Annotated in this window: 24 protein-coding genes and 1 riboswitch; of the genes, 4 read left to right on the top strand and 20 right to left on the bottom strand. The window is 37.1% G+C overall.

The window, feature by feature from the left end; all coding sequences use genetic code 11:
• Positions 1-112: 112 nt before the first annotated feature.
• From JCM9152_RS08860 to JCM9152_RS08950, 20 genes are all read right to left on the bottom strand, one after another.
• Positions 113-1,516 carry an ABC transporter substrate-binding protein gene (locus JCM9152_RS08860; protein WP_035343499.1) on the bottom strand — a complete coding sequence of 468 codons (1,404 nt, stop codon included), beginning with the start codon at positions 1,514-1,516 and terminating at the stop codon, positions 113-115.
• 79 nt (positions 1,517-1,595) lie between these two features.
• The gene (locus tag JCM9152_RS08865; protein WP_148296465.1) at positions 1,596-2,408 is read right to left on the bottom strand and encodes a carbohydrate ABC transporter permease; all 813 of its coding nucleotides are present in this window, start codon (positions 2,406-2,408) and stop codon (positions 1,596-1,598) included.
• 2 nt (positions 2,409-2,410) lie between these two features.
• On the bottom strand, positions 2,411-3,274 hold the full coding sequence (locus JCM9152_RS08870) for a carbohydrate ABC transporter permease (RefSeq protein ID WP_235715676.1): 864 nt from the start codon (positions 3,272-3,274) through the stop codon (positions 2,411-2,413).
• A gap of 74 nt (positions 3,275-3,348) precedes the next feature.
• Entirely contained in the window at positions 3,349-4,467 is a 1,119-nt protein-coding gene (locus JCM9152_RS08875; protein WP_035343319.1) for an ABC transporter ATP-binding protein, read from the bottom strand.
• 203 nt (positions 4,468-4,670) lie between these two features.
• Complete coding sequence (locus tag JCM9152_RS08880; protein WP_035343321.1) at positions 4,671-5,237, bottom strand: FAD-dependent oxidoreductase; 567 nt, start codon at positions 5,235-5,237, stop codon at positions 4,671-4,673.
• A gap of 94 nt (positions 5,238-5,331) precedes the next feature.
• Complete coding sequence (locus tag JCM9152_RS08885; protein WP_035343323.1) at positions 5,332-6,120, bottom strand: ABC transporter permease; 789 nt, start codon at positions 6,118-6,120, stop codon at positions 5,332-5,334.
• On the bottom strand, positions 6,117-7,007 hold the full coding sequence (locus tag JCM9152_RS08890) for an ABC transporter ATP-binding protein (protein ID WP_035343325.1): 891 nt from the start codon (positions 7,005-7,007) through the stop codon (positions 6,117-6,119). Before JCM9152_RS08890 ends, JCM9152_RS08885 begins: the two co-directional genes overlap by 4 nt.
• 11 nt (positions 7,008-7,018) lie before the next feature.
• Complete coding sequence (locus tag JCM9152_RS08895) at positions 7,019-7,219, bottom strand: PLD nuclease N-terminal domain-containing protein (protein WP_035343327.1); 201 nt, start codon at positions 7,217-7,219, stop codon at positions 7,019-7,021.
• 41 nt (positions 7,220-7,260) lie between these two features.
• Positions 7,261-7,437 (bottom strand): hypothetical protein, encoded by a 177-nt coding sequence (locus JCM9152_RS22320; RefSeq protein WP_235715669.1) that lies wholly within the window; start codon positions 7,435-7,437, stop codon positions 7,261-7,263.
• Entirely contained in the window at positions 7,434-7,757 is a 324-nt protein-coding gene (locus JCM9152_RS08900) for a YxlC family protein (protein ID WP_035343329.1), read from the bottom strand. The genes JCM9152_RS22320 and JCM9152_RS08900 overlap by 4 nt, the downstream gene beginning before the upstream one ends.
• Positions 7,750-8,286: an RNA polymerase sigma factor SigY gene (gene sigY / locus JCM9152_RS08905; protein WP_035343331.1), complete on the bottom strand. Its 537-nt coding sequence runs from the start codon at positions 8,284-8,286 to the stop codon at positions 7,750-7,752. Before sigY ends, JCM9152_RS08900 begins: the two co-directional genes overlap by 8 nt.
• 185 nt (positions 8,287-8,471) lie before the next feature.
• Entirely contained in the window at positions 8,472-10,190 is a 1,719-nt protein-coding gene (gene cysI, locus JCM9152_RS08910) for an assimilatory sulfite reductase (NADPH) hemoprotein subunit (protein ID WP_035343333.1), read from the bottom strand.
• 26 nt (positions 10,191-10,216) lie between these two features.
• A complete protein-coding gene (locus JCM9152_RS08915; RefSeq protein ID WP_035343335.1) occupies positions 10,217-12,058 on the bottom strand; it encodes an assimilatory sulfite reductase (NADPH) flavoprotein subunit in 1,842 nt (613 codons plus the stop codon).
• 284 nt (positions 12,059-12,342) lie between these two features.
• Positions 12,343-13,008: a thiaminase II gene (tenA, locus tag JCM9152_RS08920; protein WP_035343336.1), complete on the bottom strand. Its 666-nt coding sequence runs from the start codon at positions 13,006-13,008 to the stop codon at positions 12,343-12,345.
• A 22-nt stretch (positions 13,009-13,030) separates the two neighbouring features.
• A complete protein-coding gene (locus JCM9152_RS08925; RefSeq protein ID WP_035343337.1) occupies positions 13,031-13,768 on the bottom strand; it encodes an ABC transporter ATP-binding protein in 738 nt (245 codons plus the stop codon).
• Positions 13,769-13,781: 13 nt separating this feature from the next.
• The gene (locus JCM9152_RS08930) at positions 13,782-14,822 is read right to left on the bottom strand and encodes an ABC transporter substrate-binding protein (RefSeq protein WP_035343339.1); all 1,041 of its coding nucleotides are present in this window, start codon (positions 14,820-14,822) and stop codon (positions 13,782-13,784) included.
• Entirely contained in the window at positions 14,819-15,607 is a 789-nt protein-coding gene (locus JCM9152_RS08935; RefSeq protein ID WP_035343341.1) for an ABC transporter permease, read from the bottom strand. The genes JCM9152_RS08930 and JCM9152_RS08935 overlap by 4 nt, the downstream gene beginning before the upstream one ends.
• 109 nt (positions 15,608-15,716) lie before the next feature.
• Positions 15,717-15,827: riboswitch (TPP riboswitch) on the bottom strand.
• A 53-nt stretch (positions 15,828-15,880) separates the two neighbouring features.
• On the bottom strand, positions 15,881-16,078 hold the full coding sequence (locus JCM9152_RS08940) for a hypothetical protein (RefSeq protein WP_035343346.1): 198 nt from the start codon (positions 16,076-16,078) through the stop codon (positions 15,881-15,883).
• A 139-nt stretch (positions 16,079-16,217) separates the two neighbouring features.
• Entirely contained in the window at positions 16,218-17,024 is an 807-nt protein-coding gene (locus JCM9152_RS08945; protein ID WP_035343505.1) for a histidinol-phosphatase, read from the bottom strand.
• Positions 17,025-17,148: 124 nt separating this feature from the next.
• On the bottom strand, positions 17,149-17,907 hold the full coding sequence (locus JCM9152_RS08950) for a DeoR/GlpR family DNA-binding transcription regulator (protein ID WP_035343348.1): 759 nt from the start codon (positions 17,905-17,907) through the stop codon (positions 17,149-17,151).
• 242 nt (positions 17,908-18,149) lie between these two features.
• On the opposite strand from JCM9152_RS08950, the gene JCM9152_RS08955 reads away from it, so the two are divergent.
• The 4 genes from JCM9152_RS08955 to JCM9152_RS08970 all read left to right on the top strand — a co-directional run bounded on the left by JCM9152_RS08955 (position 18,150) and on the right by JCM9152_RS08970 (position 21,267).
• Positions 18,150-18,842, top strand: coding sequence for a DUF1538 domain-containing protein (locus JCM9152_RS08955; protein ID WP_035343351.1), 693 nt, complete (start codon positions 18,150-18,152; stop codon positions 18,840-18,842).
• Positions 18,839-19,567: a DUF1538 domain-containing protein gene (locus JCM9152_RS08960; protein WP_035343353.1), complete on the top strand. Its 729-nt coding sequence runs from the start codon at positions 18,839-18,841 to the stop codon at positions 19,565-19,567. The genes JCM9152_RS08955 and JCM9152_RS08960 overlap by 4 nt, the downstream gene beginning before the upstream one ends.
• 1 nt (position 19,568) lies before the next feature.
• Positions 19,569-20,267, top strand: coding sequence for a P-II family nitrogen regulator (locus JCM9152_RS08965; protein WP_035343507.1), 699 nt, complete (start codon positions 19,569-19,571; stop codon positions 20,265-20,267).
• 238 nt (positions 20,268-20,505) lie between these two features.
• A complete protein-coding gene (locus JCM9152_RS08970) occupies positions 20,506-21,267 on the top strand; it encodes a TatD family hydrolase (protein ID WP_035343355.1) in 762 nt (253 codons plus the stop codon).
• Positions 21,268-21,298 lie beyond the last annotated feature (31 nt).

The following is a 21,298-nucleotide window of genomic DNA, read 5'->3' on the forward strand; positions in this document are numbered from 1 at the left end:
TCATAAATAAACAAGAGTATCTCAAGTTGTTGTTACTTGAGATACTCTTGTTTCAAACATTATTTGAGCAGCTTATATTCGGGCTTGTATAAAACTTGATGTTTAATTTTCTTTATTCTCCTCGTGCTCTATTCGCTTGTTCAATCGCTGCATTGATTTGATCTACTACTGATTGGTATGTGTCATCAACTGCTCCACCGTTATAAACCGTTTCTAACGCCGTTTCTGTAATCCGACGAGCTTCAGGTATCATATCCATAATAGCACCCTGAGTAGCATAATTAGACGTTGTCGCTTGGAGTTGATCTACAGTTACCTTTAATTGTGGCATAGTTTCATATGCTTCTAGAACAACCTCTTCGTCATAAGCTGCTGGGTTAATCGCAAAATAACCTGTTCCTACATGCCACTGTGCTTGTACTTCTGGCGTTTGTAAAAATTTCATAAAGTCCCACGCGGCCATTTGCTCAGCTTCTGGTTTTCCATCGACCATCCAAAGGCTTGCCCCACCAATAACAACGCCATTTCTTTCTGTATTTTCAGGGTAAGGTAAAAATGCGACGCCTACTTCAAATGGAGCATTTTCTACGACATTTTTTACACTTGCTGACGACTGTAAAAACATCGCAACATCACCTGACATAAACCCAGAAACCATATTATCACTATTTGTTCCATAGTTAGCGAAGGTATCGTCTTCTATCATACGTTCCACCCAAGCAAAGACCGATTTCCCCTCTGCTTCAGTGAAGCCAACCTCTGTCGGTGTACCGTTTCGTCCATTATCATTGTTCATAAGCAAGGCACCTTGATTTGCTAGCAACTGCTCATATAACCAACCATAAGCTTGTAAAGCAAAGCCTTTCATATCTGGATTGGATTCGACAATTTGACGTGAAGCTTCTTCTATTTCTTCATATGTTTCAGGTGGTGCATCAGGGTCAAGTCCAGCTGCTTCAAAGGCATCCTTGTTATAATACATAACAGGTGTTGAAGAGTTAAATGGCATCGAATAAAATTGATCGTCTATTTTATAGTAATTGATAATATTGTCTTCAAGGCTACTCATATCATAACCATCGGCATCAATTAAATCTTGAATCGGTGTAATATGTCCACTATGTACCATCGACATGGTCCCAATCTCAAATACCTGAATCATCGTAGGAGCACTGTCTGTTCCTGCAACACTATGAAATTTGGTTAGTGCTTCATCATAAGAACCCTGGTATTCTGCTTCAACAATCACGTCATCTTGAGCTGCATTATACATATTAACTAATTCATCAAGAGCCTCTTGTAATGCCCCTCCCATCGCATGCCAAAACGTTACCGTAACAGGCCCATCCGTATTTTGCGCCTCATCGTCAGCTGCTTGATCTTGATCTGCATTTTCTACCTCATTCGTAGAATCATCTGAATCATTTCCTTCTTCACCAGTCACTTCACTGTTGTTACACGCGACTATCACTAGCATGAAAGTAAGCAATACGATAAAAACAAATCCTTTTTTCATCATGAACTTTCCACTCCTCATCATTATTTCTTTTTCAATTTATCATTAATGAATAACACATTCGTTATCCAAGAATGCCTTATTTAAGTGCCCCTTCTGCTAACCCTCTTTGTAATTTCTTTTGACCTAGGAACAATAAGAGTAATGTTGGTAATACAACAATGATCGCCCCAGCCATAATAATGCCCCATTCATTTAATTGCTCTTGCGATTGTAGCTGTTTTAAACCAATTTGTACGGTACGGACAGAATCATTTGTCGTTGCTAGTAATGGCCATAAGTACATATTCCAAGAAGATAAGAAGCTATAAACGGATAACGTTAACAAGCTTGTACGCGCAACAGGCAGAACGATTTTAATAAAAAATGTAAAATCACCCATACCGACAATTTCACTAGCTTCTTTTAATTCAATTGGAATTTGCTTAAAGTTTTGTCGTAATAGAAACGTTCCAAAGGCCATCGCAAAAAATGGTAGAGTTAGACCAATATAAGAGTCTATAAAGCCTAGGTCACGAATCGTATGGAAATTGGGAATAATAGAAGCTTCAAATGGAACCATCATTGTCGCAATAAATATAAAAAATAGCACATCTCTTCCCTTAAAATGGAGAAACGTAAACGCATATGCTGCTAAGCTAGCCAAAGTAAGCTGACCGATCATAATCAAAATGGATACAACAAAGCTATTTATTAAATAATTCATAAGTGGAAAACGTTGAAACACGTGAATATAATTATCAAAAGTAATCGATGTAGGAATGATTTTTCCTGTCATAATATCCTGTCCTGACATAAAGCTCATACTAAAAGCCATTAAAGCAGGTGCAAAAATGAGAAAGGCTGAAATAGTTAGTAAAATGTAAAGGATGATTTTTTGCGATGTCGGCATTCTCATTGATAATGAACCTTCCTTTCACCTAATTTAAATTGAACAAATGTCAGAACGAGAATAATCACAAATAAAATGAACGCTTGTGCGCTTGCTGTGCCATATTGATAATTCATAAATGCATTTTGGTAAATGGAATACACAATTAAATTCGTTTCATTTTGCGGCCCACCTCGAGTTAATAAATCAATTTGGCCGAATGTTTGAAAGGCGTTAATCAGTGTAACCGTTACAACGAAAAATAATGTCGGTGATAGCATTGGTAGCGTAATGCGTCGCAGCTTATAAAAATAGCTTGCACCATCAATGTTGGCACTTTCATATAAATACGAATCAATTGATTGTAAGCCACCTAATAGAATTAAAAACGTAAAGCCAACATTCATCCAAATCGTTGATATGGAAACGGAAATGAGTGCCCATTGGGGATCTGTTAACCAACCAATAGCACTAATACCAACTACACTTATCATTTGATTAAGCCAACCAATGGTAGGATGAAAGAGAAACAACCAAAAAACAGATGCTGCTGCAACTGATATTCCCATGGTTGACGAAAAAACCGTTCGGAAAATCCCAATTCCTTTTAGTTTTTCGTTCGCAATAATCGCTAAAAATAACCCTAAAAGCACCGTACCCGGAACGATATATAAAACAAATAAAAAAGTAGACATTAAACTCTTCTGAAATATAGGGGAAGTGAAAATAGCTATAAAATTATCAAGACCAACAAATACAGTCGGATTTCCACTATTATCTGTTAAAAAAAAGCTTAAATAGATCGTTCTCCCTAGTGGATAAAATAAAAACAACCCAAACAAAACAATAGATGGCAGTAGAAATAGCATACCTTTAAAAAACTGCATCCACTTTCCTTTTCGTTTTGCATTTGCAATGGCTGTATCATCAATGATTGATTGTTGATTTACGATCACTTCATTCATATTGCAACAACCTCTTTTGTTTCACCAACCGTAGCTGCTTTAACGAGCTGACCTGTTTCTTTATCAAAAAAGCATAATGAATCGATTGATAACTGAATTGGGATCTTATCTCCCATTTGAATTCGCCATTGTCCAAGCCATTTGGCAGTCCATACCTCTTGTCCAATTTCAAAAGAGAGTAATGTTTCATTCCCTAATTGTTCAACATTTATAACGTCAATTAAATGAGTAATTTGTTCCTGATTGCCATGAGTAATATGCTCAGCACGAATTCCGACCATGTATTCTCTATCCCTCGATAAGCTAGTTATATTTATTGAGTTAGCAGGAATTTTCAGTTCACCTTCAACTAGCAAATTGCTACCACTTTCATCGAATAACGCTCTACCCATGTTCATCTTAGGAGAACCAATAAATGAGGCAACAAATGTATTGGCAGGTTCATTGTATAACGTGATCGGCTCACCTAACTGTTGAATATGACCATCATTCAACACCATAATTCGATCTCCCATTGTCATCGCTTCTACTTGATCATGAGTGACATATATCATCGTTAACCCTAGTTTCTTTTGTAAACGACGAATTTCCATTCTCATATGAGATCGTAACTTTGCATCTAGATTAGACAAAGGTTCATCCATTAAACAAAGAGGCGCTTCGCTCACTACGGACCGAGCCAATGCTACCCGTTGTCGTTGACCACCTGACAATTCTTTCGGTTTTCTTTTTAAGAGTTCCGTTAATCCCATCATTTCAGCCGTTTCAAGTAGGCGACGCTTCTGTTCTTGCTTATGTACTTTTTTTGCATGAAGCCCGAACAATATGTTTTGTTCGACCGTTAAATGGGGATATAATGCATAATTTTGAAATACCATCGATAAATGACGATCTTTAGGAGGTAAATGATTGACGACTTTATCATTGATTAAGAGTTTCCCATCCGTAATCTCTTCCAAACCCGCTATCATTCGCAGTAACGTACTTTTCCCAGAACCAGAAGGACCAACTAAGACAAAAAACTCGCCCTTTTTGATCATTAAGTGAATTTCTTTTAAAACATGAGACTGTTTGTCATACGATTTTGAAACATTTATTAACTCAACTTGATTCATGTAATCGCCTCCTCATCTGTATTAAATCATAGAAAATATGACGAAATTAATGATTTAACAGATTTTATACAAAAAATATACAATGCATTAATTAATTTACAATTCCTATCATCTATGTAGTCATCATGTATGGCTTGTTTCACCTATGCTGTGGAATAAAAAAAGAGTAGAATCCTTAGTGGATTCTACTCGAAATCAATCTATTATGCTTTTAATACATCATGGTCAACATAACGCTCACCATTTAATTCACTAATAACATTAATCGCTACCTTCGCACCATCACCTGCCGTAATAATCGTGTGTACACTTTGGTCTGCAACAGTTCCAGCAGCCCATATACGTTCTTTCTTCGTTTTACCTGAGGCATCAACATCGACAACTTGTTTAATACGAGGCTCCGAGCCCTCTTTTGTGGCAATTCCACTCTTTTCAGCTAGTTGTGCAATAGCTCCAGTTGCTAGAATCACATGCTTTGTTAAGTATGTACCATTTGCCGTTTCCAGCACATATTCATCAGCTTGCTCAGAAATTGATAATACTTCCTCTTCCTTCAAGTCAGCCCCAAATTTTGTCGCTTGTTCCTTTCCTAATTCTAAAAGTTTAGGGCCTTCAATACCATCTACGCCATAATGATTCTCTACCCATGCTCTCGCTGTCATACTTTTACCATGATCTAACAATAATGTTTTCTTTCCGGCCTTCGCTGCAAACAGAGCCGCGCTTGCACCAGCTGGACCTGCACCAATAATCGCAATTTCATAAGACATCCAATCACTCCTTCTTAAAAGTTAACCCTATTTTACCTAATGTTGGAGAAATAATAAAAGGTTATGCTTATGAATACGATTTTTTTAATTTCTTTTAAAAATCAGCTTGGTGATAGCTTTCTAATCGATTAAATGTTACGATAGCAACCATCAACAGGATCGCAATCAAAATAACACTACTAAGACTAACGAACCATAAGTTGGACGAAGATGTTTCATTGATAAGTAACATCGCTTCATTGCTTATATTTCCAGGGCTCCATTCCATATATTTCGGAAGCAATGTACTTAAAATACCCATTGTTCCTAACAGAATGACACTAACACCGGCAATGCCTCCAGCTTGTTTTAATACAGTACTTACAAATGTCGTAGTAGCAATGACGATAAGTACCCATACACTATATATCATGAAGCTAGAGATCATTGCTTGAAACGTGATCGTTGAAAATAATAAATTCGTATAATACCAGCTCAGAGCATAGCCGAAAAAGAGTGAAACAATTAGTAGAAACGACTGTGCAGCAAACTTACTCATAATATACTGAATCGAATAAACGGGTCTAGCCATAATTAATGTTAACACACCACTTCTTCGTTCATGAGCGATCATACCCATCGACGCTAAAATAAATAGAAGAGTTCCTATCGTGCCATATTGCGACAATACACCACTTAATACTTCTTCACCTGTAGGTGTTGGAAGTTCGATGACTGTACCTTCTGGTAGATTTCCTGCCATTTCAAGAATTTGTGGCATAAAATAAGTCGTAATCGGTTGTGAAATTCCTAGGATAATCAATGTAATGGGTAGCCATATCCATTTTCCGTTTTTCATGCTTTCAACCATTTCTTTTTTAAACAATATCCAAAATGTTCTCATTGTTCCATCACCTTCAAATATGCGTCTTCTAACGATTCCTTCACCAATTCATAGTGCGTAACAACCGCACCATTTTTCAAAAGAGCGGATAGTATATGACTCCCTTCTGTTTGGTGTTGAATATGAATAAAAGCCGTTGTGTCATCTACGATCCGATAATCGTTGCTGGTGCTTAATTGCTCCAGATGTTGCGCTACATTGCTTTCTACTGCAAGTTTAAGGTCCATTGAATGCTCTTCCTGCAAATCATTTAATTTACCTTGCCACTTCAGCTGTCCTTCTTTTAATATGAAAATATCATCACAAACCTGTTCAGCATCATGAAGAATATGTGTAGAAAAAAGAATCGTCATTTTCCCTTTTAATGATTGAATTAACTCTAAAACATCACGGCGTCCTTGTGGGTCTAATGCCGAAACAGGTTCATCTAAAATTAATAATTTAGGCTCATGAATGATAGCTTGAGCTAATCCAAGCCTCTGTCTCATCCCTCCTGAAAACCCTGCAATTTTCTTCTTTTTAGCAGATGTCAATCCAACAAATTCTAACACTTCTTCGATCTTATCTTGAAGTTCATTTTTGCGTATATTCGCTAATTGTCCTGACAACTGTAAAAACTCACTCGCATTCATCCAATTAAAGAAGGAAGGATGCTGAGGTAAGAATCCAATTTCTGAACGCATGTCTCGTTTAGATAAATGAGAAAAGTTTATCTTACCAGACGTCGGTGTTAATAATCCTGCAAGCATTTGCAATGTCGTCGTTTTACCAGCTCCATTCGGTCCGAGCACCGCCACACAAGAACCTTTATCAATGGAAAAGGTTAATGGGTGAACAGCCGTATGCTCTTTATATCTCTTTGAGAGCTGCTTTACTTCAATAATCATCTACTCACTCCTTAATTGTTATTTCGCCCAATAATAAAATATAATATCGCTCCAATAGGATTCATTAATAGAATGAGCAAAGCCCACATCCATTTAGGACCATTGGTACTTTCTTGACGTATTAAACTAATCATTGCGATTAAAAATAAAATTCCTTGTAATACGAAAATTGGCACTAATAACATTAATAAATCCGAATCGATCGTATTCATCTTATACCCTCCTCTTATTTTGCTTTCGGTCTTGCGGCCATCTAACAAACAGAAAATAAAATAACGTCGGCATAGGAAATTGAAGCAACCCCAAATACCCCAAAACCATTTGTAGCTCCCTCTTTTTGAGCATCTCTAAAAAGAAAGATACTTTGAACAAGTAACGTAACAGCTAACAACATGATGATTCTCATATCCCATTGAGTGCCCTCAATCATGCCGTCACCTTCTTTTTCTTTTTTCTTAAGTTTAGTAAGAAAAGAATAAGTGGTGCTCCCACTAATGTCACACATTGTATGATGATAAAGGCATGAAAGGACTGGTGAATAACGGCGATTGTAGCGATCATGATGAATACGGAAGAAACAAGAAATAAATAAAACTCTTTCTTCATTGCACGTTGTTTTTCTTTTTGAGCTTGCTGTATCTGTTGTTCTAAATAGGCCGAATCGATCCATTCATCTCCAATTTGATCGAGCTTCTTCCAATCCGCCTTTAATGACTGTACCAAGTGACGATCTTTATCTTGTTCACTCATTTCTATTCATCTCCTTTCGCACATTTTTAATGCCATAATGGACTCTAGACTTAACAGTACCAGCTTTTACATTTAACATTTCTCCAATTTCTTCATACGTATAGCCATAATAATAATGCAACAATATTGGCATTTTAATCGATGTTTCTAGTTGATTGAACTCGGCAAAGAAATCACTCCATTCCATTTGTAGTTGATCACTTTTCCACTTTAATTGCCTCGACAGGATCACCTTCATTTGTTTCATTAAATTGATATCACGCTTTTTCTTTCTTATTTTGTCAACATATAAACGTGAGGCAATTGAAATAAGCCAAGTCGAAAACTTACTATCGCCACGAAATGTATGTAAACGAAGATACGCTTTTAACATTGTATCTTGACTTATATCAGCACTTATTTGCTCATCTAATGTCAATTTAAGTAAATAATTAAATAAATACGAATAATAGCGTTTATATAACATTGAAAAGGCCTCTTCTTCTCCTTGCATTGCACGTTCAATGAGTATCCAATCATCTTCCTCCATACAAAGCCTCCTTATTATGTGGACAATATTGTGACGTTTGCGAATACATAATCGTTCAAAAAATCTAAAAAAAATTTTAATTTTTTTTTACGTTGTCTATAAGCGTTGTCATTACTACCTTTCATATAAAAAAGGTGTTTGATAAGGTTATATGTAACCTTATCAAACACCTTCACAAAATGCATCTATTCATGGAAATTCGTGCCGTCTGTTGTTGCCTTAATCACACCCGTACGAATAACGAAATCACCAAAATGTTCTCCATCTTCTCTCTCTTTCGCATATCGTGGAAGCAATTGCTTCAATTCAGACAGAATGTCTTCTTCACCAATATTTTCACGATACAGCTTACTTAAGCGACTCCCATCATGGGCCGCACCTAAATACATATTGTATTTACCCGGTGCTTTTCCGATGAAACCAATTTCAGCGAGTGTTGGTCGAGCACAGCTGTTAGGACAGCCAGTCATTCGAATCGTAATTTCCTTATCACGTAAACCAGCTTCATCTACAATCGCATCCATTTTATCAATAAGTGTTGGTAAATAGCGCTCTGCTTCAGCCATCGCAAGTCCACAGGTTGGTAACGATACACAGGCAAGTGAACTACGACGTAATGCTGAATAAGGAGAACCATCCGTTAAATGATATTTTTCAATAATCTCATTTATTTGCTTTTTCTTCTGACTCGTGACATTCGCAATGACTAGATTTTGATTGGCCGTTAATCTAAAATCACCTGAATGGATCTTAGCAATCTCTCTTAACGCTGTCATAAGCTTATAATCGTCAGTATCAACTATACGACCACCTTGGACAAATAAGGTATAGTGCCATCTACGTTGAACACCTTTTTCCCAACCATAACGATCACCATTATGATCAAAGTGGAAGTCGCGCGCGTCCTCAAGCTTCCAACCGAGACGACTTTCTAGCTCTTCGACGACATTCTCTAACCCTAAACGATCAACCGTGTACTTAAACCGAGCATTTTTACGAACAGAACGGTTACCATAATCGCGTTGTATCGTAATAATTTTCTCAGCGACATCTACCATTTGCTCTGGCTTACAAAAGCCAATCACCTTTCCAAGCTGAGGGTAAGTCGCTGTGTCACCATGCGTCATCCCCATACCGCCACCAATAGCTACATTAAATCCAACAAGCTTGTCGTTTTCAATAATGGCAATATAACCAATATCTTGAGAGAAAACATCTATATCATTAGATGGTGGAACGGCGATACCAATTTTAAATTTTCGAGGCAAGTATAATGGACCGTACATTGGTTCAACTTCTTCGACCTCAGGGGTACTCGCTACTTTCTCCTCATCTAACCAAAGCTCATGATAGGCTTTTGTACGTGGCAATAGGTCATCACTTAGTTTTTTAGACCATTCAAAAACCTCAGCATGAACAGCAGATTGATATGGGTTTGGATTACACATCACATTACGGTTTACATCCCCACAGGCTGCAATCGTATCAAGCATCGAAGCATGAATCTCTTGAATCGTTTTCTTCATATTCCACTTTAAAATGCCATGCATTTGAAAAGCTTGACGAGTCGTTAGCTTCAACGTTCCATTACCATATTTTTGAGCTAATTCATCCATTACGAGCCATTGTTCAGGTGTCGATACGCCACCTGGTGTACGAACTCTAAGCATAAATTGATAAGCTGGTTCTAATTTTTGTTTTTGCCTTTCATTACGTAAATCACGATTATCTTGAAGATAACTTCCATGAAATTTCATAAGACGATTATCATCATCAGGAATACCTGAACTAATTTGATCTAGCATTGATTCCTCTAATGATCCACGTAAATAATTACTTTCTTCTTTTATTCGTTCAACATCACTAGGTGAACCTTCAGGTGCTGTTAACTTTTGATTAGCCATGTTGCATTACTCCTTCCACTCTTAAATCAATAAACATCTCGTTGATAACGTTTTTGTTGCTGCATTTCTGAAAGGTATTGTTCTGCTTGTTCACGGTTCATCTGTCCTTCTTGTTCAATAATAGTAATCAACGTTTCGTGAACATCATGTGCCATATGCTTCTCATCACCACAAATGTAAATAACAGCACCTTCTTGAATCCATGTATACAATTCCTTACTTTGTTCACGCATACGATGCTGAACATACACTTTTTCATCAGAGTCACGAGAAAAAGCAACATCCATCTTCGTTAAAACTCCATCCTTTAACCATTGTTGCCACTCCGTTTGATATAAGAAATCTGTCATAAAGTGTTGATCACCGAAGAAGAGCCAAGATTTCCCTTCAGCTTCCGTTTCTTCACGCTCCTGCATAAAAGCTCTAAACGGTGCAATTCCTGTTCCTGGACCAACCATAATAATCGGTGTATCTGGATGCTCAGGAAGTTTGAAGTTAGGATTCTTTTGAATATAGATCGGAATAGTATCACCTGATTCTAGACGTTCAGCACAAAGAGTAGAGCAAACACCTTTGCGCTTTCGACCATGAGACTCATAACGCACAGTTCCAATCGTTAAATGTACTTCTTCTTCATTTGCCGCATAACTACTCGCAATTGAATACAATCGACCAGGCATCTTGCGAAGAATCGCAATAAATTCTTGAGCTGATACACCCCAAGGTCCAAAATCACGAACAAGATCTAATAAATCACGTCCATTTATATACTCTTTTAATTCCGCTTCTTTTCCAGCCGAGAGTAGCTCACGTAAGGCATCATGATTCGACAGCTTTAACGCCTGCTCTAATAATGGCTTAGTCAAGACAGTAATTTCAAAATGCTTCGTAAGAGCTTCTTCTAATGACAGAACATCTCCTTGTTTGTTAACTGTCACTATTTCTTCTGAATCCCAGTTTAATTCTTTCAATAGTAACTGAACTAACTCTGGATCATTTTCAGGATAAATCCCTAACGCATCACCCGGTTCATATGTAAGACCTGAACCTTCTAATAATAATTCAAGATGACGTGTCTCCTTATTTGAACCACGCCCGTTCAAATTTAAATTTTCTAATACTTCTGCTTGAAATGGATTCGTTCGAGAATACTCACTTTCACCAGAGGAAGCAGTCGGCATTTCTGCTAGTACTTCTGTTGATTGTGCCACTCCTTCATTTAATCCATTAAGAACACCTTCAATCCATTCTGCCGCAGGTTCATCAAAGTCTAAGTCACAGTCTACACGAGGGTATAAACGCGTACCTCCTAGCTCTTCTAATCGTTGATCGAATTCCTTACCTGTTTGACAGAAGAATTCATATGAACTATCGCCAAGAGATAAGACTGAGTAGCGAAGAGAGTCTACTTTTGGTGCGCGCTTTCCATGAAGAAACTCATGGAACGTTAAAGCATTATCCGGTGGATCACCTTCACCATGTGTACTCACAAGAATGAGTAAGTTTTCAACCTTTTTTAAATTTTTCGGCTTAAAGTCACTCATAGAAAGAACGGTACAATTAAACCCTTTTGAATCTAACATCTTTCCTGCTTGTTCAGCAAGACCTTGCGCATTACCAGTTTGTGATCCAAATAAGATCGTCACATCCTTAGAAATCACTTGTTCCACAACTGGTGTAACATTAGTAGCTGTAGTATTTCCAGTAGATTGGTTTTCCGTTACTGATACAGGTGCTGAAGCTGCTTGTGTAGCAGCTAAGTATCCCGTTAACCAAATTTTCTGTGATTCTGTTAATGTTGGTAAGAGCTTATTTAATTGCTCTACCTGTTCTTCATTAAACGGACTGTTCAAAACATGAAGTTGCAACAAATTCCACCTCACAATTAAATATAAACTAATCTTACTTGATTTTATGTAATAGGACTAGTTTTGACATAAAAATCATTCATTATTTCGGTTATAATTAAAAAATGATTACTATAATGATAGCTTCACTATTCCTATAAGTCAAGTTGGTTTTACTGCGAAATCCTTTATTTTTAACGTTTGATCTTTTTTCAAACAAAATAGAAGAAGCTGGAACAAAAGTGTTTTTAAAAGCTAAACACTTTTGTTATGTCCCAGCCTCTTCCAATGCATTTGAGTGATGATTATACTGGCCATTCTTCTAATGTATAGGCCATCTCCCAGAACATATATTCATACTTACTACTCGTAACAAAAATCTCCTCCATTCTTTTCTTCTCACCATCAGAAGCTTTACTCGCCCAATCATCTAAACGGTTAATTTGCTCCTGAACAAGATCTCCAAACCACTCATCACCATACGTATCAATCCATTTTTGATAAATGGCTACCCCTGGTTTAGCTCCCTTAAATTTCTCACCGATTTCCCAATAAAGCCAATAACACGGAAGAATAGCAGCAATCACATCTCCCAATGTTCCTTTATACGCCGATGCAAATAGGTGATTCGTATACGCAACTGCCGTAGGTGCAGGGTTTTCAACAGTTATGTGCCCTTCTTCTGATAACCCCAATTCCTTCGCAAATCCTTCATGTAACATATGCTCTGCATCAAAGGTCGATTTAGCATGAAATGCCATGCGACTCGTTGTATAGAAATCAAGCGCTTTAGCAGCACCAATCGATTGAACCTGAGCAAATTTTGATAAATAATAAGAATCTTGTTTCACATAATGCTTGAATGCATCAAGAGATAAAGACCCATCGGCTACACCTGTTACAAATGGGTGTTCAAAGCTCGCATTCCAAATCGAGTCAACTTGCTTTCTTAAATGTTCCGAAAATTTCATAAAAGTCATCCTTTCCATTCCTTTATTGTAAAGATTGCATCAATTGCTTCTTTAAGGATATATACTCTTCTGTTAAGACCATTTCCTTATTTCTCGGTCTTGGCAACGTTACGTTATATTCGGCAATGATGTTTGTTGGTTTAGGAGCCAAAACACAAATCCGGTCTGATAAAAAGATTGCTTCATCAATGCTATGTGTAATAAACAATACAGAACGTCGTAATTTGTTCCAAACGGATAATAACCATTCATGCATATGTTCTCTTGTTAATGCATCAAGCGCTCCGAAAGGCTCGTCTAATAACAACATTTCTTTTTGATGAAGAAATGTTCTCAAAAGAGCAGCGCGTTGTTTCATTCCACCTGAAAGAACATGCGGATAATAATGCTCATAGCCTTCAAGTCCAAATAAAGGTAAGAGTTCAAACGCCTTTTTCTTAGATTCTGCTAGATTTTGCTTACTAATTTCTGCTCCTAATAGAGCATTTTCTAATACCGTTTTCCATGGTAAAAGTAAATCTTTTTGCATCATATAACTTGCATGATTCCGTTGACCGACAATCGAATGGCCATTGAGAAGAATTTCACCAGCGTTCGGTATCTCTAAACCAGATATTAAATTGAATAATGTACTTTTACCACATCCACTAGGACCAATAAGAGAGACAAATTCTCCTTTTTCGATAGTTAGATGCAAATCATTAATGACGTTCGTATGATCAGAGAACGTATAGTGAATATTCGATAATTGTAAATGCATGATATCTCCTGTTCTAAGGAAGAAACTGATTCGTCATTGCTTCTTCTATTGGTACATCTACTTCAATCAATTCATTATCCAGCATCCATTCGGTATAAGTACTCCAAACATCTGTGCTTTGATACCCCCACTTCTCCGCTTCTCCTTGATAACGTTCACTTAACCACTCCTGAGAAGCACGTATTAACTCAGCATCTGTTTCGGGAGTTGCCTCGATTAAGATGTCTGCTGCTTCATCGACATGATCAATGGCAAATTCATACCCACGACTGATGGCACGCATAAACTTCTCAACAAGCTCTGGCTGTTCTTCAACAACAGAATCACTACTAATAATAACCGGAGAATAATAAGAGAAAACAGGATCAATATCTGTTAAATAAATCATGTTTATCTCTTCGCCACGTACCTCAGCCTCAACACCCGTCCATCCATAGAAAATCCATTGAAAATCGATTTCCCTTGATGTATTAACGAAAAAGTCAGACGTTCCCACCGTGACATTTTCAACTGTTGAAGAATCAGCGTCTACTGTTTTCATGACTTCTGATATCATGACATCTTCCTGTGGAGATCCCCAGCCACCATACGTCTTTCCTTCAAAATCAGAAGGTGATGTGATATCTTTTTCAACTGGTGATGCAAATCCCGACGTATGCTCTTGAATAATCGCAGCTAATGACACAACCGGAATATCACTTGAACGTGCCACCGTTACACTATCCTGTGAACTTATTCCGAAGTGGGCTTGCCCAGAAGCAACGATTTGATCCGCTCCTTCTAACGCTGGTTCGATGATTGTAACGTCTAATCCTTCTTCTTCAAAATACCCATTTGCTTTAGCCACATAAATCCCAGTATGGTTCGTGTTAGGTACCCAGTCCAATACAATGGTCGCTTCTAGTTGGTCTTCTTTTTCCTCTGTTGCAGCTTGTTCATTATCGACTTCATTCAATTTAGGCGAATCGTTATTGCTTCCACCCTCTGAACTACATCCAATTAAAGCAAAACTAGTCATAACACTCATGCTGATCATAAATAAACCTTTTTTCAACTTTCTCCACTTCCCTTTTTCATATGTTTATACTTCCAAGGCATCGCCCATCTACTAATAAGGACGGTGATAAAAAATAGCAAACAACTTAAAAATGATATAATCATAATTGAAACAAACACTTTATCGGTTGCAAAAGAATTTTGAGCTCGAACTAAATAAATGCCTAAACCTTTACTTGCCCCGACCCACTCAGAAATTACTGCAGCTAACACACTGTAGGTTGCACCAATTTTCAATCCAGTAAATAAGTATGGGAGTGCATGCGGAAATCGAACATAGCGCATAGTTTGCCAACGTGAACTCCCCATTGATTGTAATAACCTCATCATATCCCGATCACTTGATTGCAGACCTTCAATCATGTTCACAACTACAGGAAAAAATGTCACTAAAGCGACGACTAGAACTTTTGGTAAAATGCCATAGCCAAACCAAATAATAAGTAAAGGTGCAATCGCTATAATCGGAATTGTTTGAGAAAAGAGAAGCAATGGATACACACTCTTTCGTAATATTACTGATGCATCAAGTGATAGAGCAATGACTAATGCAACGATAATTCCTAAACTAAAGCCAAGTAATGCTTCAGCAGCAGTAATCCAAATATGTTCCGGCAATAATGTCCACGACTCACCAAATGCCAGAAAAATCTCAGACGGGGCTGGTAGAATATAAGGTTCTATGCCGGTGATCCGAACGATAAGCTCCCATATGAGTACAAACATAACCACAGTGACAATAGCTGGTGATCCAGCTTTTGTCACATCCTTCAATTCTTTCATGAATACCCCCTCTTCTACTTCCCTGACTGGACTATCGATTAGTTTATATACAAATGATAAAAAAACGTCTACATGCATAGAGGCATGTAGACGTTCATTCAATTACGTATACAAATAAATCATACATCCCTCCGCTGGAATTACCCAGATCAGGTTAAAGGGTCGATGTCTTCAACGGGACATCCTCTCAGCCAACCTCATAGCTCCCCGAGTACTATTCAATTCTAGTAAATGATACCACACTATCGATTATTAGCCAAATGATTTATTCGACTAACTCATTAACTCCGAAATCCACCATAAAAGCAAAACAACGACTAGAATAATAGGAAACACGAGAAAGTAAATCCATGACATATGTTTCATACTTTTTTTACTATCATATTCTTCATCCGAAGCTGCTGTTAATTTTAACGTAATAACAAGTGCAACGACACAAACAACAAATGAAAGCAGGACAGGAAATAGCATATGTGACTCCTTTAGAAACATTAAGTTCTCCACATTGTAACATGACATTTTTATAAAAACGAACTTTAACAACATAACTATAATAATATTATGTTAACTTATTGAATATAAGCTCAAAAATAGAGCTTACATTCATACTTTATAAAGAAACATGCACAGCCTTCCTATTAATAAAATACGTCCATTCCTTATAACCGATTTCTCTTAATCTTTTCCTGACAAGGTCAAAATCATCCGCTATTCGTTCAGGTGTATGAGCATCGGAACCAAAGGTGACTGGAACACTGTAAAATAATGCTCGTTCCAGAATGTCATCTGCCGGATACCACCCTCGAACATCCTTCGTTTTACCAGATGTATTTATTTCAATGGCGACTTGTTGTTCTCCGATTATTTTTAACGTTTTGTCAACAGCTTCCGTTTCTAAGTCTGAAAATGGAGGATAATACCCTTTCATCGCATCAATATGCCCTAATATTTGAAAAAGTCCACTTTTAGCTGATAAAGCAATTTGTTCATAATAGTTTTCTTTCACTTGAACTCGTTCTGATTCAGTTAATAAATCAAACCGACCACGTTGAAAAATATTTATGTCGTGAACAAAATGGACAGAGCCAATAATATAATCAAATGGATACAATTCGAATTGCCTTTGGTAATGAGTCATATGATCAATGAAAAAATCACTTTCAATTCCTAAAAGCACATGAATCTTACTCGCATATTTCTCCTTAAGCTGTAATACTTCCTCTACATAGCTGTTAAATTCACTTTTCTGCATCGCAATTCCTGGATAGAGATGATCCTCCTCACTGTAAAAATGCGGAGTATGGTCCGAGATACCAATATAATCTAAATTTAATTGAATGGCTTGTCTAATATAATCTTCTATTGTACCAATTGCATGTCCACAACGTTCGTGATGAGTATGTAAATCAAATTTAATAGTCATCGTTTCACCCTTTACAATAAGTCCTTCAAACAAATTTTACCATACTTCACTAAGTTATGCTGCCCAACTTCGTTACATATACGAAAAAGAATGGCTCTCTTTTTTGAACAAGCTACTACTATGATTTTATAATCGACAGTGGCAAATCTTTAAATCTTGTAAGCTGGTCATCCGATGTATTCTGATCTGTAATGATCTTTTGAACACTTTCTAACGAACCAATGCGTGCAAATGCTTGAACACCGAATTTTGAATAGTCAGCAAGCAAAAATGTTTCATCAGAAATTTCCATCATTTTTTTCTTAACAATAGCTTGAAGTTCATTTGAATCACTAATCCCTCTATCATGGTGAATACCTTGACAGGAAAGAAATGCTTTATTGACATGATAATGTTCAAGAGAATCAGTTGAAACTGGACCTACAAATGATAACGAGCGAGGAAGTAACGTGCCGCCAAGAGAAATAACCGTTACTTTATCATGCTGTGCTAATTCCATAGCCACCTTAAGTGAATTCGTTACTACCGTTAAAGCCATATTAGGCAAGAGCTTTGCCATATACCAAGCAGTCGTACTTGCATCTAAAATAATTCGGTCATGCTCATTAACATATTCAAGCGCAGCTTTGGCAACATTTGTTTTCTCTTTTACATTTCGAATTTCACGCTCAAAATAAGGAGCTTCTATTTGATTCGTCTTCATACTAACCGCTCCACCGTGACTTCTTCTTAGCTTCCCTTCATTTTCTAGCCGTTCCAAGTCACGTCGAATCGTTTCTTCTGTAACATTGAACAATTGGCTGAGCTCTGTTACTCGAATACTACCGCGTTCATTCACAAGTGCTGTTATCTTTTCGTGTCTTTCTGCTACAAGCATCTAGTCACCCCATATAAACCTTTGTTTATTTTTGTTTGCTTTTATTTTATCATGTTTGATTGGTTGATCATAGTGTATCTTATTATTTTATATATAAGAACATGTGTGATGAAACGACATCATAAAGGTTTAACAACTCCACATACGGGAATAGAGTTAATGTGTTTTCTCCTTTCTGTGAGTAAGAAAAACACAGGTTTCACACGATGATAGAATAGCTGAATCAATGAGAGGAGAATGAAATGAACGATATAAAGGATCAAGCTAAAGAAGTTATTTTTGCCATATTACCAATAACATTTGTCATCATTATTTTACAGTACACCATCATTTGGTTACCTACAGATGTTTTTATTCAATTTTTAATAGGTGTTTTTATGGTAAGTTTAGGTCTTTTTCTGTTTTTACTCGGTGTACATATTGGGTTGCTTCCTATAGGGGAAATGATCGGATCTACTTTACCAAAAACAAAAAAAATCAGCTTAATTTTATTTTTCGGCTTTTTATTAGGCTTTGTAGTCACCGTTGCTGAACCTGATGTTCGTGTATTATCAAGTCAAATTGATGACGTTTCTGGTGGAGACATCTCTCAAATGGTGCTTATCTATTCTGTAGCAATTGGCCTTGGCATTTTCGCTGCCTTATCCTTATTACGAATTGTATACAACATCCCTTTAAAATGGCTATTACTAGGCGGTTATGCCATTGTTTTTGTTCTAGCTGCATGTACACCTGAATCTTTTATTCCAATATCATTTGATGCCGGTGGTGTTACGACAGGGCCGATGGCTGTACCTTTTATTTTAGCTCTAGGCGTAGGAGTAGCATCTGTCATTCGTGGTAAAACTTCATCAAGTGATAGCTTTGGATTAGTCGCTCTTGCATCGATTGGTCCGATCATTGCTGTATTGATTTTAGGGGTGATTTACGGATGATATCCCGAATATTCGAAGGCTTTGCAGAAACCATACTTGAAGTAACGTTTGCACTGATTCCACTACTTATTTTCTTTTTAGTTTTTCAATTTATCTTTTTAAAATTAACAAGAAAGAAGCTGTTTCGTATATTTATTGGAATCGCATTATCATTTATAGGGCTGACGTTGTTTTTGCAAGGAGTACATGTTGGTTTCTTTCCTGCTGGTGAGCTTATGGGAGAAAAGTTAGGCGAACTCAACTACAATTGGGTTGTGATTCCCGTTGGTTTCTTATTAGGGTTCGTAGCAACTTTTGCTGAACCTGCTGTGAGAATCCTTAATACTCAAGTAGAAAAAGTATCTAGTGGCTATATTTCAGAGAGAATGATGTTGTACACGTTGTCCATTGGTGTTGCATGTTCAATCGCTTTATCAATGTTTCGTATATTAAGCGGCTTTCCTTTATGGTATGTCATTATACCAGGCTATCTACTTGTCATGATTTTAATGTTCTTCTCGACAAATACATTTATTGCAATTGCTTTTGACTCGGGCGGAGTCGCAACAGGTCCGATGACTGTCACATTTATACTAGCAATTGCCGTCGGTATTGCTTCAGTTATTGAAGGACGCGACCCACTAATGGATGGATTTGGTATGATTGCCCTAGTAGCACTAGCCCCTATTTTATCTGTTCTTATTTTAGGTTTAATTTTTGAAAGAAAGCGAGCTGAATCTAATTAAAATGGACCTTAACTTAAACTATTCACTTATTATTACAATTGTAAAAAAGGGAGACGCCAAGCATATTGTCAAGTCTACGAAGAAAGCAGGTGCTGAAGGCGGAACGATCCTTTTAGGACGTGGTGTGGGTATACATGAGAAAAAGCATTTTCTTGGTATACCTATTGAACCCGAAAAAAATATTATTTTAACAGCTGTCCCCTCAAAAATTGTTCACAACGTCATTGAGCAAATAAATGTAGATTATTCAATCGACAAACCTGGAAAAGGCTTAGGAATCGTCTTACACATAAAATCGATTCTAGGTTTATGCCATGTTCAAAACATTGAAGACAAGAAGGAGAATGAGAAACCAATGTCAAAAGAATCTATACACTTTGAGTTAATTGTCACAATCGTCAATAAAGGTGACTCTGAAAAAGTCGTCAATGCTACGAAGAAGGCGGGCGCTGAAGGGGGAACTATTATTTCTGGGCGCGGAACAGGTATACATGAAAAAGCCAAATTATTAAATTTAGCAATTGAACCTGAAAAAGAGATTATTTTAACATTAATTACAAAAGAGAAAACGAAACAAGTACTCGCACAAATTGAAGAGGATGTACAAATTAATCAACCTGGTAAAGGAATTGGATTTATTTTGGATGTTGAACGAACAATTGGGATTCATCATCTTCAAGCAGAATTAAATAAAAAATAGCACGGTTTATCATCTCGCATTAAAAACGCAGGCTGGGACATAAGAGTTTTCATAAAGGTGAAGTCGAACAAATACACAGAGGTACAAATGAACCACTTCTAAAAAACGGGGAGCACACATTGTTCAGATTCTCAGCCAAACACTTTCGTTATGTCCCCCCCTCTATTGAAAGGGTACAAAAAAAGTTAAAAACCAACTTTTTCAGTGTCCTTATTGAATGTACAAAGGAGCTATGAACATGATTGATGCACATATTCATTTAGATCAATATGATTATTTAACTTTACCTGAAAAGATAGCTCAATGGCAGCAAGCAGGAGTAAAACAAGTTATCGCCGTATCTACAGATCTCTCTTCTTCCTATAAAACTCTCGAATTACAACTTCGCTTCCCCCATTTTGTCAATGCCTGTATTGGGTTTCATCCAGAATTTTCTTATCCAAAAAGCCATGATGTAATAGAATTTAAACAGCTTCTTAAAGACGAACGTTCAAGAATTACTGCAATTGGTGAAATTGGTTTGCCTCATTATGAACCAAAGCAAGTTGACAAACTTTCCTTTTTCACAGAATTACTAGATGAGTTGCTATTGTATGCTTACCGATATGAACTTCCCGTTTCCTTGCATGCCGTTCATGATAAAGCGGCAACTGTACTTACCTTATTAAAGAAACATAAAATTAAACAAGCTCATTTTCATTGGTTCAAAGGACCTCACGATGTATTATCTGACATCGTGAATGCCCAGTATTATATTTCCGTCACACCAGAGTTATGCTACCGTAAACGAGACCAACTTCTGCTTCACAACGTCCCGCTTACTCAATTACTAATCGAAACAGATGGCCCATGGCAATACAACGATTCATTTCAAAAGCAAGAAACGACGCCTCTTATGTTAAAGAATATTGTCGATTGTATCGAACAACAGTTAGGGGGTCCTAAATTAAACATTGCGAGGCAAATCGAACTTAATACAAAGCAATGCTACCTATTGTAAAGAGGTTAAACGTTTTGTAAAGCATAAAAGA

It is taken from the genome of Halalkalibacter hemicellulosilyticusJCM 9152 (assembly GCF_000513115.1).
In the GTDB taxonomy this organism is placed as follows: Bacteria; Bacillota; Bacilli; order Bacillales; family Bacillaceae_D; genus Halalkalibacter; species Halalkalibacter hemicellulosilyticus.

Bases quoted from the DNA above. Each gene is read 5' to 3' on its own strand.
- JCM9152_RS08875 (WP_035343319.1), bottom strand. From the start codon at position 4,467: ATGAATCAAGTTGAGTTAATAAATGTTTCAAAATCGTATGACAAACAG.
- JCM9152_RS08925 (WP_035343337.1), bottom strand. From the start codon at position 13,768: ATGCATTTACAATTATCGAATATTCACTATACGTTCTCTGATCATACG.
- JCM9152_RS08895 (WP_035343327.1), bottom strand. From the start codon at position 7,219: ATGAATACGATCGATTCGGATTTATTAATGTTATTAGTGCCAATTTTC.
- JCM9152_RS08960 (WP_035343353.1), top strand. From the start codon at position 18,839: ATGATATCCCGAATATTCGAAGGCTTTGCAGAAACCATACTTGAAGTA.
- JCM9152_RS08900 (WP_035343329.1), bottom strand. From the start codon at position 7,757: ATGAGTGAACAAGATAAAGATCGTCACTTGGTACAGTCATTAAAGGCG.
- JCM9152_RS08950 (WP_035343348.1), bottom strand. From the start codon at position 17,907: ATGCTTGTAGCAGAAAGACACGAAAAGATAACAGCACTTGTGAATGAA.
- JCM9152_RS08935 (WP_035343341.1), bottom strand. From the start codon at position 15,607: ATGAAAGAATTGAAGGATGTGACAAAAGCTGGATCACCAGCTATTGTC.
- cysI (WP_035343333.1), bottom strand. From the start codon at position 10,190: ATGGCTAATCAAAAGTTAACAGCACCTGAAGGTTCACCTAGTGATGTT.
- JCM9152_RS08870 (WP_235715676.1), bottom strand. From the start codon at position 3,274: ATGCAGTTTTTTAAAGGTATGCTATTTCTACTGCCATCTATTGTTTTG.
- JCM9152_RS08890 (WP_035343325.1), bottom strand. From the start codon at position 7,007: ATGATTATTGAAGTAAAGCAGCTCTCAAAGAGATATAAAGAGCATACG.
- JCM9152_RS08860 (WP_035343499.1), bottom strand. From the start codon at position 1,516: ATGAAAAAAGGATTTGTTTTTATCGTATTGCTTACTTTCATGCTAGTG.
- JCM9152_RS08880 (WP_035343321.1), bottom strand. From the start codon at position 5,237: ATGTCTTATGAAATTGCGATTATTGGTGCAGGTCCAGCTGGTGCAAGC.
- JCM9152_RS08885 (WP_035343323.1), bottom strand. From the start codon at position 6,120: ATGAGAACATTTTGGATATTGTTTAAAAAAGAAATGGTTGAAAGCATG.
- JCM9152_RS08970 (WP_035343355.1), top strand. From the start codon at position 20,506: ATGATTGATGCACATATTCATTTAGATCAATATGATTATTTAACTTTA.
- sigY (WP_035343331.1), bottom strand. From the start codon at position 8,286: ATGGAGGAAGATGATTGGATACTCATTGAACGTGCAATGCAAGGAGAA.
- JCM9152_RS08965 (WP_035343507.1), top strand. From the start codon at position 19,569: ATGGACCTTAACTTAAACTATTCACTTATTATTACAATTGTAAAAAAG.
- JCM9152_RS22320 (WP_235715669.1), bottom strand. From the start codon at position 7,437: ATGATTGAGGGCACTCAATGGGATATGAGAATCATCATGTTGTTAGCT.
- JCM9152_RS08865 (WP_148296465.1), bottom strand. From the start codon at position 2,408: ATGCCGACATCGCAAAAAATCATCCTTTACATTTTACTAACTATTTCA.
- JCM9152_RS08955 (WP_035343351.1), top strand. From the start codon at position 18,150: ATGAACGATATAAAGGATCAAGCTAAAGAAGTTATTTTTGCCATATTA.
- tenA (WP_035343336.1), bottom strand. From the start codon at position 13,008: ATGAAATTTTCGGAACATTTAAGAAAGCAAGTTGACTCGATTTGGAAT.
- JCM9152_RS08940 (WP_035343346.1), bottom strand. From the start codon at position 16,078: ATGCTATTTCCTGTCCTGCTTTCATTTGTTGTTTGTGTCGTTGCACTT.